This window comes from Candidatus Mycoplasma haematobovis (genome assembly GCF_001645765.1).
Lineage (GTDB): Bacteria > Bacillota_I > Bacilli_A > Mycoplasmatales > Mycoplasmoidaceae > Eperythrozoon_B > Eperythrozoon_B haematobovis.
The window spans coordinates 244,748-256,799 of sequence record NZ_LWUJ01000011.1; the positions used below are offsets into that span (position 1 = coordinate 244,748).

Here is a 12,052-nt window from a genome sequence, read left to right on the forward strand (position 1 = left end):
TTGCCTGATTGAAAAGAAACTACTTTAGATAAATTAGGCTTTATTAGCAGGGGAAGACAAACGCATTATCCAAAAAACGATCCAAATTTATTTTGAAAAGGCACCATTCCTTTTGTTGAAACACAAGATGTTAAAGAAGCTAAACTGTTTGTAAGACAAATACGTAGATATTACAACCAAAAAGGCTTAGAGCAGGGAAAGCTTTTTCCTATTAATACAGTTTGCATAACTAATAATGCAAATGTAGCTGATTCAGCTTTATTAAGAGAATCTTCTTGTTTATCTTGTGATGTATATGGATTTAATGCCTATGAAGGTATTTCTTGTCCTAGATTCATAAAATATTGTTTTGATTTTGCTCCCATAAAGAAGGAGTGCATTTCAGTAGCTCAAGCAGGAACTACTAGATTATCCTTAACTTCTGAAAGGTTATTGACCATTAAATTTCCCAATCTTTCTTTTGAAACACAAAAGAAAATTGGAGATATTCTTTCAGCTTATGATGAATTAATTGAAAATTGTGAAAGACAAATTGAATTACTTGAAGAGCTAAGAACCTCTCTTTACAAGGAATGATTTATTAATTTAAGATTTCCTAATCATGAAAACTGTGAAATCAATAAAGGATTGCCGGAAGATTGAAAGATATTAGATCTTAAAAAAATTACTCAAATTTTTACAGGAAAAAGAAATGCTAATTTTGCTAAGAAAGGAGGTCCTTATTTATTTTTTACTTGCGGAGAAAAAGCCTTAAATTGCGACACCTATGCTTTCGATGCTGAGGCAATAGTTTTGTCTGGAAATGGGAATTTTTATTTGAGAATATATAGGGGAAAATTTGACGCTTACCAAAGAGTTTATGTTTTGATTCCGGAGAAAGACTTAATTTATTTGTCTTTTGGAGCAATAGATAGTAATTTGAGAAGTCTTTCTAAAAATTCAAAGGGATCTACAATTAAGTTTTTGACTTTAGATATGCTTCAAAATATTGAAGTTGTTTATCCAACGAAAGAGATTATTAATTTATTTAATGAAACTTGTCTGAATATTCAATTAAAGATTGAAAATCTCGATGCGAAGATGCGAAAAAATTAAAGGTGATTTGCTTAATAAATTTTTTTATGAAAAAATAATTCTCGAGTAGATTGATATTTTTAAATTTGTTAATAATTTTTACAAAAAACAGAAATATTTGATTTTTTGGGTAAATATTTAAAAAAAGCGAAAATTTAAGGAAAAATAATAAATTATCGATTTTAAAATTTAAAAAAATTTATCTCTTCTATGAGTGACAAAAGTAGGTTGTTAGATTTGATTTCTCAAAGAGAAATCATGTGTTCTGAACCCCTTGAATATGAAAAAGTTTATCAGTGGTTGGAAGAGTTGCATTATCTTCTAGGTAGGATTGATTTTTCAAGTTCGGTGGCTTCCAAAATAAGAAGGGCAATTGATGAGGTGTTTTTTAACACAGATAAATGTTTATTGGCGGAAAAAATTATTCAAATTAAAGCAAAGTTATTTGTTTTTGAAAAATATGAAGCTGAAAAATTAAGGGACAATTAGTCGTGAAAAAATGTCACTCCTGTTCAAGGAAGTTTATGAAAGTATTTTGAAGGTTGAGAAAAGTCTAAGTGAGAGGCGTGTTGAATTAAAGGACGTATTATTTGATTTTTGAGCAGAAAAACTACTTCTTCTAGCGTACAAAACGAATGATAGCGGTTTGTCCTCAGAAGTGACTAACTTTTTAAGATCTTCAAACCTAGAGAATTTCTATAGAGTGATTTCTTTGCTCAAAGGCCGCAAGAACAAATATCTGAAAAAACAAATATTTATTGTTTTTGGAAGAAATAAACAACATTTTCAGATCGTTAGGGATTGTATTGAAAGTAGCGGATTTGAATGTGATTTTTTAGACACTACAAATACTTTTGTAGGCTCTCCAATTATTTTGCCAACATTAATTGAAAGGATTTCTTCAAGTTTTAAGGTTCTTGTTATTGCAAGCGCAGATAATGAAGGACGAAGAATAGGCAGTGATAGTAAACTTACTGCTAGGCCAAGGTTAAATGTTGTATTAGAGGCTGGTTTAAGTTATGGAATTTTAGATATGCACAATGTTCTTTTGCTTTGAGATAAGAGAGTTTCCATAGCAAGAATAACTGATCTTCAAGGAATTATGAGAATTGATATTGAAGAAGATGAAAATCAGTGAAAACAAAAATTAATAGATAAATTGGAGAAATTTAATGAAGAATGGGAAGGAAGCGTCTTTTGTTAAGGATATGGAGAAGATAATTGAATTGTTTTCAAAAAAGGAACAAATGGCTTCTTTGGAACAGAAGTCTCATTGAAGAGAAGAATTGCTTTATTTACTTGAAAATAAAGAAAATCCTGATGAAATAATACGAGAAATGATAGATATTCTCAATCTTCTTATTTCTCAAGGGTCAAGTGATAGTCTAGAGAAGTCTCTAGTGGAAAAATTCAATTTGTTGGTGAAATATTTAAATAAACCTAAGGAATTTTGACAAAGAAGAATTCTAACTTTAGTTGATTCGTCAGAAGAATATCTTAATGATAAATCAAAAATTTCTACTTTGAGCAATGATTATTTCTTTTCTCAAGAACTTTCTAGTTGGGCAGAAGAACTCTATTATTTAATGAGAAAATTGGAAAAGAAAAGTGATGTTGTTGAAAAGACTATAGAGCTCTTAAAAAAAGCTAGATTCGCACTCGTTAAGAAAGACAAGCTTGAACTTGATAAGAATTTAAGAATGTTCAAATTAGGTAAGAATAGATATATTGACATTTCTATTTAGAAGTTAGATATTTGGTTTTGTCAATTTGAGAATTAGTAACTTTAGATAAGTTAGGTAATTGCCAGCTGGGCAAACAATTTCATAAACCGAAATACGATCCTTGCTTGTTTGAAAATGGTCATATTCCTTTTGTGCAAGGACAACATGTAAATGGAAAGCTATATGTTAATAGTGTCGAGAAGTATTACAATGAATTTGGCTTAAAACAAAGTCTATCTTTCCCAGGAGATACAGTTTGTATTACTAGTGGAACTCGAATAGAATCTGCTATTTTGAAGTTTAGTTCCTGTTTATCTTCAGATCTTTGAGGCTTTAATTCCTTTGAATTGGTTTCAGATCCTGTATTTATTAAATATTGTTTTAATTTTTCCGAAATTCAAAGGCAACTAGTAGCCATATCTTCAGTAGGAAGAAAGTATTTATCTTTAGAACGATTATTTAAAGTCCCTTTTCCCAAACCTCTTTTAGATATCCAACAAAAAATAGGAAGAATCCTCTCTACTTATGATCTATTAATAGAGAACTACGAAAAACAAATAGATTTATTGAAGAACCAAAGAACCAAAGAACCAAGTTGTTTGAAAGATGATTCATACATCATAAATTTCCCAAGAACATAAATACCACTCCATCTAATTGAAAAAAACTACCACTTAAAGATTTTGTTACTTTTAAAAAAGGAAAAAAATTAGCAGGAGATGCAATAGATAATGGACTTTATCCACTATTTTCTGCTTCAATAGAAACCAAAAAAATTAATGAATATTCCTTTGATGAAGAAGCATTATTACTTTCCCTATCGGGAAAGATTTTTGTAAAGTATTATTCTGGTAAATTTGAAACAACATCTGAAGTTTGTGTTTTGAGAATTAATAAAGACAAAACTCTTTGATTATTTGAAGTTATTAATTTTCAAATTCATATTTTCAATTGTGTTGCCCAAGGAACTGGCTTAAAACATTTAAGCATAGTATGGTTGAAGAACTTTAAAGTCCCTCTTCCCCCAGACAATTTATTAGACTTATTCAATAAATTTGCTGAACCTATTCAAAAACAAATAGATATTCTCTCTAGACAAATGAATACTTTTCAAATTATTAAACAAGAATTAGTAGAAAGAATCTATAGTCAAAATCTTTCAGTTAATTAGTTTTTGAATACAAAAACCTCGTTAAATGTTTTTCTAATCAATGTTTAAAGACGCTTTAAGTTGATTATTTTAGAAATATAATAGGAGCAGAGATATTAGTTTCTTAATTGAGGTAATAATGGAGGTTGTTAAGAAAAGTAGGTTATTAGATTTGATTGCCAAGAGAGACTCAGTGCTTGGTTCTTCAATAAATTATGATGAGGTTTATTCGTGACTAGAAGAGTTACATTATCTTTTAAGCTCTTTAAAGTCACATACCAAAATTGTTCGCGATATATTGTCTACTATAGATTCGATTCGTTTTCATGGATTTAGATTTCGCGAAAGAATTAGTCAGTTGAAAGGGGAGTTAGGTGTTTTTGAAAGATATGAATCTGAAAATATAGAGTTTAAATAAGAACGTGATGTTTTTTTAATTTGATGAATAGACTAGATTTTAGTAAATAATGGTGTTTACACCAGCAATTGTTATGGAATTGTTGATTGATTTAATTATGAATAGAAATCAGGTATTTTCTTTGGAAAATTTACATTTTAAGAGGGGAGGAGGCGAGCATTATTTTGCCGAAAAAGTTTTTTGGTGAATTGAAGAAGCTTACTATCTTTTTGGAAAAATAGCAAAAAAAGACCAGTTAATTGACGAAATCATTGAGGGATTAGAATTGGCTCGGGAATCCGCTACTATAGAAATTATTGAAAATTTAGATGACAAATTAGAGTTATTTTTAAAAAATAAGAGCGAATATTTGATCTCTCTTTAAATTGGTATCTGAACTTTTTGAGATTCTAAATAATTTTGAAACTCTTTCAAATTTTAGAGAAAAATTTAAATGAATTTCTAAGGTTATTATTTGGGCTGAAAAAACAAATGAGAAAAAATTAGAAAATAAAGCAATTAGTTTTCAAATAAATCAAAGCGACGAAGACTTTAATAATGTTGTTAAGGAACTTAATCTAATAAAGAAAAAATATTCTTTAAATCAAGTATTTGTAATTTATGGCCATAAACAAGAGTTACTTAATGAAGTTGTTCTTATCTTGAAAAATGAAGATTTTAAAGATCACTACTTCGAATTGGGAAATATTACCAATTCTTCTAACTTATTAAACAAGATTATAGATGGCATGAAAAAAAGTATATTGATTTTGGCTATTGTAAGCGCAGATGATAAAGGCGGAAAAGATGAAGGAGAAAATACTGCGTTTTTACCAAGATCTAGGCAAAATGTTATTATGGAGCTTGGTTTGGGTATTGGATTATTAGGAATAAGAAATATTTTAGTTCTTTGAGATTCAAAAATTGACAGAATGGAATTTAGTGATTTTTCAGGACATGCAACAATTAACTTGGATAATTCCGGAGAATGAAAAAAGAACTTAAGTACTAATCTAAAAAAGTGAAAAGAAATGATTCAAAATTTTATTTAAAGAATTATGAATTTGAAGTATTTTTGGGATTTAATGGAAGAGAAAGAGGCATTTCTTGTCATACCCGAAATGGTTGATTTTGAATTTAATATTTGAATATACGAGAGAATGTATTTGTGGGCCATTGAAGTGCGCTATTTTTTTAAGAAAATAAAAAACAAAGATAAATTGATTGAGGAGATACTGAATATACTAGATTCCATTGAAGGAGGATTATTGTCTTTGGAGGCTCGTAAACTGAGGATTAAATTAAATATTTTTTTGAAATTTAAAGATCTTTACTATTTTTCTTAGTTAATTATGCGATCATTGGCTGATTTAATTTTTGAAAAAGAAAAAGCTTTAAGTTCTCTGAACAGTTCTAAATTTTTAAATTGGAATAATGAGATATCTAATATGTTGCAAAAGATAAAGGACAGGGATGAGTTAATTTGAAGTACTTTAAAAATTTTAAATACATTGAGATATTTTCCAATTAAAGAACACATTTTAAGGCTTGAAGCGAAATTAAACGTTATTTCAAATTACAAAATTAATAATCCAAGCGAAGGGATGAAAATATTATTGGACTTAATAAAACAAAAAGATGACCTTTTTTCGTTGAAAAATTTACATTCTAAAGCTTCAAATAAAAAATACTATTTTTCTGAAAACATTGTTAGATGGGCTGAAGAGCTTTATTATTTGTTTGGAAAAATAACTAATAGAGATAAGTTAATTTATGAAATTATTAATAATTTAGATTCTGTTAGAGTAACTGCCATTCCACAGATTGTTGAGAATTTAAAAGATAAATTGGATATTTTTTTAAAATATGAAGGAAAGTATTCTATTGTTTTTTAAAGTATGATGGACTTTAAATAAAGCAAAGCTTAATTTAAAAAAACTATTTAATAAAAGCGTTAGTGCGATTTTTTATAGATTAATTAGGGATTTTTGTTTTCATACATATGTATTTTTCGATTTAAATCATTAGTAAAAATAGGTCCCTTTCAGGATAAAAATGGTGTTTAAATTATCTTTTGGTCACTTGAAAACAAACAACTTTAGATAAGTTAGGAAGAATACAAAGAGGAAGACAAACTCATAAACCTGAATACGATCCTGTTTTATTTGAAAATGGAACTATTCCGTTTATTCAAATGAAACATGTAACCGAAAGTTTATACGTAAAAATGTTACTTTATTACAACGAATTAGGATTAAAGCAGAGCAAGCTTTTTCCAAAAGACACTGTTCTTATTACTAATGATGGCAGAGTAGGTGATTCATCTATTTTGAAAGAGTCTAGTTGTATATCTACCCATACTTATGGTTTCAATGCTTTTGAAAATATTTCGGATACTAAATTTGTTAAATATTGTTTTAATTTTTCAAGTATTAAAGGTGAATTAAAAAGGATTGCAAGTTCTGGAGGGCACCCTATATTAACAGTTGAAAGATTGCTTAAAATTCTCTTCCCAAATCCTCCATTTGAACTTCAACAAAAAATAGGAAAGATCTTATCTACTTATGATCTATTAATAGAGAATTATCAAAATCAGATAGATTTATTGAAGAACCAAAGAACCAAAGAACCAAGATATTTCAAAGATGATTCATTCATCATAAATTTCCTGACAATATAGATGCTCAATTATTTAATTGAAAACCAACTCTATTAAAGGATTTTGTTAACTTTAAAGCCGGAACAAGATTAGCTGGAGAAGCAACAGGAAGCGGGCTTTATCCTTTCTTTACTTGTTCAAAAGAAACACAAAGGATAAATGAATATTCTTTTGATCAAGAAGCTTTACTATTGTCTAGTGCAGGGGAGTTATGTGTTAAATACTGTTTGGGAAAATTTGATGTTATGTCTCAAGTTTATGTTCTTAGTTTGAAACCTAATTACATATATTGATTATTTGAAAAGATTAATTATTTACTTCCTTTCTTTAGAAAGACGTCTAATTCAACAACTATTCCAAGATTAGGAATGGAAAAATTTAAAAATTTTGAAATCTTTCTGCCTCCAAATAATTTGTTAAACTTATTTAATAAATTTGCTGAGTCTATTCAAAAACAAATAGATTGTTTATCAAAACAAGTCAATAAATTTCAGATTATTAAGAACGAATTAATTGAGCGAATATATAGTCAGAATCTTGAAATAAATTAATTTGTCTGTTTGAAAAGAAACTACTTTAGAGAAGTTAGGTACTTTAGAAACGGGAAAACAAACAGCTAAGAAGGTTGATGTTTCACTGTTTGATATGGGTAATGTGCCTCTTATTGATGGTAAAGAAGTTAGTGAAAGTAGACTATATATTCTTAAATGCAATAGGCATTACAATAAACTTGGCTTAAGACAAAGTAAACTTTTTTCCAAAAATACAGTTTGTTTAGTTAGATGCGGCTCTTCTGGAGATTCTGCTTTATTGAAATTTGACGCCTGCTTATCTGACAAAATTTATGGATTTAATTCGTTTGAAAACATTTCAGATCCTAAATTTATAAGGTATTGTTTAACTTTTCGAGAGACAAAAAGAAAACTTATTGCATTATCTAGTTCTTCAACAGCCCAACCTGTTTTGTCATTTAAAAAACTATCTTTAATTAAGATTTCTGTTCCAAATTTTGCAACCCAAAAGAAAATAGGAGATATTCTTTCAGCCTATGATGAATTAATTGAAAATCATCAAAAACAAATTGAAATTCTTGAAAAACTAAGAACAGACCTTTACAAAGAATGATTTATTAATCTTAGATTTCCTAATTATGAAAAGTATGAGATTAAAGATGGTTTGCCAGAAGGATGAAAAAAAATAAAGCTTAAAGATATTGCAACAATCCAAAAAGGAAAGAAACCGGCAGGACATGCCAATCCTAATGGAGAATATCCATTTTTTACTGCTGCTTTTGAAACTAAGAAATCTAATGGATTTTCTTATGATTCTTTTTCATTAATTATTGCTGAAGGAGGTGAATTTCATATCAAAATTTACAATGGAAAATTTGAAGCTAGTGATCACACATATATTATTAATTTTGAAAATTTAGACTATATTTTTTTAGTTTGTGAAGCGCTAGACGCTAATTACATAAATTTTTTAAACAAAACTATAGTCGGAACAACTATTAAGAATTTGCCAATAAAACAAGTTAAAGAATTATCGATATTGTTGCCCACAAAAGAACTTATCAAAAAATTCAATATTTTTTGTGAGGATATACAATCAAAAATAGAAAAATTAGATGCGAAGATGCGAAAAAATTAGAGACGATCTGTTAAATAAGTTTTTTAGTGAAAGGATAAATTTAGGTTAATTTCTTAGTACGCTTAAATACTTAAGATAGGCTTGGTATAAGAGAAATAATTATTAATGATCAGAAAACGTTTTTTAGTTAGCTTAATTTCTATTTTTGGTTTAGGTTCTATATTAACAACTTTATTATTTTCTAATTTAGGTAAAGATTCAGAATTACTTCAAGAATTAACAAATGTTGAATTAGTTAAAGAAGAAGATAAGTTTGACTTACCAAAAATTAAAGAGGAGGCTAGGAAGGCGTTCGAGACAATGAATGATTATAGTTTCAGAATATTTTCAGCTTGCACCATTGGAACTGGATGAGTATTAGATTATGAAATTCCTAAAGAAGGTCATTATCCAACAACTTGATATATAGCAACTAATGCTCATGTTGTAAATGAATTTAGATTTGTTGACAATCCTTATGGACAAGAACTTCCTATACCTGCCGAAGATACTAAAGTGTTAAGAAATAAATATAAGAATATGGGATTTTCTAACTTAAAACTTAACAACAAAACTACTTGTGACGCTTCAAAAAATTACGGATATTTTGATTTAAATTTATCAAAGCCAGAAAACGGATATCAATTGAAAAGTAATTTGGGAGCAATTCACAATAAAAAAATGAAAGAACCCAAACTTTTCTATGTGCCGATTAATTTTTTAGAAAAAGATGAATCTGTGGGCATTAAAGAAAATAACTATAGAGATTTTGCGGTTATTGAAATTGAGTTTATTAATGAAGATTATGCTAGGGAGGCCACAAGAGATTTTTATAGTAAATATCCAGTAGGATCAAAAGATGCCATTAATGTTTTTGGAGCTCCTTTAGATAAACAAAAAACTTGAAGTCAAATAGAGAATTCTATTGACAATTACTATAGTTTGGCTTATCCACAAAAGAAAAATGATCCATTTGCCTATTCTATTAATTTTGATGAATCCTCAGGAGAAGCTTCAAAATTAACTAAAGATAGGCATGGAATTTCTGATGGGAAAATAGTTCACGGGCATGTTAATGCTGTAACTTTGGAAAGTAAGTGACCATTTGTTATGACTGAATGAAATGGAAAAAAATTAAATAGTGTAGGACATTTTTATTTACTTGAAAATTTTTCTATGCCTGGAGGGTCTTCTGGAGCCTTGTATATTGATAAAAATGGAAGTATTTTGGGAATTAAGAGATTAGGAGAATGAGAGGTAACTAATCATTCTTGAGTGGTACCATTAAGGTCTAGTGAAATTGTTAAAGATGGTGTTATTCAGTCGCCGGCTTATGATTTGATTCTTGGGGGAGCACCTAGACAAAAAACATCTTACAAACAGCAAATTGAAAGATATGGAAAAAAGACTTTTTTAAGTGAAAGTGGTTGAAAGCATTCCGCTCTAAGTTTGCGATAGATTATTAACTATTAAATAGGAATTAGTTGAAAGAATTAAAGATAGCTTATTTATGTTAAAAAATGTTGAGATTTTTATTTAAAGAAAATTCTTTGCCATATCAATCCTTATGCAAAACGCCTTTTAAAAAATAGTGACAGAATTAATACTTAATGTAAATTAGTTTTCACCACAAAAGGCATAAGTGTGATATTTTAATCTTGAGGATATTAACCAGACGCTTTTAAAGGAAAGTAAGTTGTTTGAGAGATGATTTATACATCGTAAATACTACTCCATCTAATTGAAGAAAATTACCACTTAAAGATTTAGTTACTTTTAAGAAAGGAAAAAAATTAGCTGAGGATGCAACAAATAATGGAAAATACCTCTTTTTTACTGAAGCTCAGGAAACACAGAGAATTAATGAATATTCTTTTGACCAAGAAGCCCTACCATTAACGGTAGCCGGAGCTAGACATATTAAATATTGTTGTGGAAAATTTGATACTATGGAACATGTTTATTTTTTTAGTTTAGAACACAAATACATTTATTGATTGTTTGAACTTATTAAGAATTTTATTCCTATTTTTGACAAAATGTCAAGAGGGGTTGGGATTACTGGATTAGACTTAAAAGACGCTAAAAATTTTGAAGCCCCTCTTCTTCCAGACAATTTATTAAACTTATTCAATAAATTTGCTAAACCTATTCAAAAATAAATAGGTAGTTTATTTAAATAAGTTAGCAATTTTCAAATTATTAAGAACAAGTTAATCGAGAGAATCTATAGTCAAAATTTGGAGATAAACTAATTTGTGCTTTAATTTTAAGAATTATTAATTAGGAGGCAAAATTTAATAGATTGTTAAGAGATTTAGGTTATTTTTTCATAGAGATAAATTTATTTTATTTGTTAAATTTTTTTGCAACAGCCCTAAAGTAGTAGTAATACATGGCAAAGTATGGATTAGTTAGCACTTTTTATTATTGTTAGGGGCTATTATCGGGATAAGGGAATATTTGAAGCTCAAAGATATTCAGTCTATACTTCGTTGAAAAGGAGTAAGGTTAATTTCAAGTGATGACGGATTAAATGCTAAGTATTATGAAAATGAGGAGAAATTAAAAAAATAGGCTTTAACAGTGCAAAAGAATTTGAAATTGATGTATTAAAGATTTAAATATGGATTAGAGGATGAAGCAATGTTATCTTCTGTAGAGAAATACTTGTAAAGATAATTCAAAAACAATAATGAGAAATATTATTAGAGCAGGAGAAAAAGAGAGATTAATTAAAGATGAAAAGGGATTTTCAATCATTTAGTTGTAAGTGGTGATAAAGACAAATTGAATAGCTTAATAAATGCAAACAACAAAATAATGGGAAAAAGCTTGAAGCATGATGTAAAGGACAAGAAAAGAAAGATGTACGATATTTAAATCATCTATCAGATGTGCAGAAGTATTAGAGATTTATTGGGCAAAAAAGGCTTGAAAGTAATGGAAAACTCAAAAGAATATGTGAGAAGATTTTGGGGAGAATTGATTGATTCCAATGACCTCTATGAAAATATTAAATCAAAATATGGAGAAAGAGGGAATAGATTCAGAAGTATTAAACGGATGGTTTAATGATCATGTTTCAAGAGAGCTAGATGAGGAAGGTTTATTTCCAGACATTTATGCAAGGATTGAATCACGTTGCACAAAAATTTAAATATTTAAGGTAAATAATTAGGTATTGTTAAGTATTCAATTGGGATATTTTTCAAAATAAGAGTTTTTTAGTCATGCGGTTTTTATTAAAAATCCACACATACACATATATGTAAAGGAATTTTCGTAATCACGTAATCACGTAATCACATGAAGTTTTCAAAAAAAGATTTCAGGGATAGTTTAACTTTAAAAGAAAGACGCGTATTGCTATCTGTTTTAGAGGAGGTATTTTTGAGATGTGTACATTTGAGTTTCAA

At 28.4% G+C, this 12,052-nt stretch carries 16 protein-coding genes; all 16 read left to right on the forward strand.

Annotation, left to right across the window (positions count from 1 at the left end):
• The 16 genes from A6V39_RS03445 (at position 1) to A6V39_RS05930 (ending at position 11,793) form a co-directional block, all read left to right on the forward strand.
• Positions 1-1,095 (forward strand): restriction endonuclease subunit S, encoded by a 1,095-nt coding sequence (locus A6V39_RS03445; RefSeq protein ID WP_187150246.1) that lies wholly within the window; start codon positions 1-3, stop codon positions 1,093-1,095.
• Positions 1,096-1,284: 189 nt separating this feature from the next.
• A complete protein-coding gene (locus A6V39_RS03450; RefSeq protein WP_187150247.1) occupies positions 1,285-1,563 on the forward strand; it encodes a hypothetical protein in 279 nt (92 codons plus the stop codon).
• Positions 1,564-1,573: 10 nt separating this feature from the next.
• A complete protein-coding gene (locus A6V39_RS03455) occupies positions 1,574-2,278 on the forward strand; it encodes a TIR domain-containing protein (protein ID WP_187150248.1) in 705 nt (234 codons plus the stop codon).
• Between the two features lie 4 nt (positions 2,279-2,282).
• Entirely contained in the window at positions 2,283-2,819 is a 537-nt protein-coding gene (locus tag A6V39_RS03460) for a hypothetical protein (protein ID WP_187150249.1), read from the forward strand.
• Positions 2,820-2,836: 17 nt separating this feature from the next.
• Positions 2,837-3,439, forward strand: a complete 603-nt coding sequence (locus A6V39_RS03465) for a restriction endonuclease subunit S (protein WP_187150250.1) — start codon at positions 2,837-2,839, stop codon at positions 3,437-3,439.
• The gene (locus A6V39_RS03470; RefSeq protein WP_187150251.1) at positions 3,394-3,969 is read left to right on the forward strand and encodes a restriction endonuclease subunit S; all 576 of its coding nucleotides are present in this window, start codon (positions 3,394-3,396) and stop codon (positions 3,967-3,969) included. The genes A6V39_RS03465 and A6V39_RS03470 overlap by 46 nt, the downstream gene beginning before the upstream one ends.
• Before the next feature lie 118 nt (positions 3,970-4,087).
• Positions 4,088-4,366 carry a hypothetical protein gene (locus tag A6V39_RS03475; RefSeq protein WP_187150252.1) on the forward strand — a complete coding sequence of 93 codons (279 nt, stop codon included), beginning with the start codon at positions 4,088-4,090 and terminating at the stop codon, positions 4,364-4,366.
• Between the two features lie 52 nt (positions 4,367-4,418).
• The gene (locus A6V39_RS03480) at positions 4,419-4,730 is read left to right on the forward strand and encodes a hypothetical protein (RefSeq protein ID WP_187150253.1); all 312 of its coding nucleotides are present in this window, start codon (positions 4,419-4,421) and stop codon (positions 4,728-4,730) included.
• Between the two features lies 1 nt (position 4,731).
• A complete protein-coding gene (locus A6V39_RS03485; RefSeq protein ID WP_187150254.1) occupies positions 4,732-5,397 on the forward strand; it encodes a TIR domain-containing protein in 666 nt (221 codons plus the stop codon).
• 309 nt (positions 5,398-5,706) lie between these two features.
• A complete protein-coding gene (locus tag A6V39_RS03490; protein WP_187150255.1) occupies positions 5,707-6,240 on the forward strand; it encodes a hypothetical protein in 534 nt (177 codons plus the stop codon).
• Between the two features lie 179 nt (positions 6,241-6,419).
• Entirely contained in the window at positions 6,420-7,025 is a 606-nt protein-coding gene (locus A6V39_RS03495) for a restriction endonuclease subunit S (protein WP_187150256.1), read from the forward strand.
• 32 nt (positions 7,026-7,057) lie between these two features.
• Entirely contained in the window at positions 7,058-7,555 is a 498-nt protein-coding gene (locus A6V39_RS03500; protein WP_281178730.1) for a restriction endonuclease subunit S, read from the forward strand.
• A gap of 1 nt (position 7,556) precedes the next feature.
• A complete protein-coding gene (locus A6V39_RS03505; RefSeq protein WP_187150258.1) occupies positions 7,557-8,654 on the forward strand; it encodes a restriction endonuclease subunit S in 1,098 nt (365 codons plus the stop codon).
• Positions 8,655-8,759: 105 nt separating this feature from the next.
• Complete coding sequence (locus A6V39_RS03510; RefSeq protein WP_187150259.1) at positions 8,760-10,091, forward strand: MIP family Ig-specific serine endopeptidase; 1,332 nt, start codon at positions 8,760-8,762, stop codon at positions 10,089-10,091.
• 242 nt (positions 10,092-10,333) lie between these two features.
• Entirely contained in the window at positions 10,334-10,795 is a 462-nt protein-coding gene (locus A6V39_RS03515) for a restriction endonuclease subunit S (RefSeq protein ID WP_187150260.1), read from the forward strand.
• A gap of 866 nt (positions 10,796-11,661) precedes the next feature.
• Complete coding sequence (locus A6V39_RS05930) at positions 11,662-11,793, forward strand: hypothetical protein (RefSeq protein ID WP_281178728.1); 132 nt, start codon at positions 11,662-11,664, stop codon at positions 11,791-11,793.
• Positions 11,794-12,052: the final 259 nt, after the last annotated feature.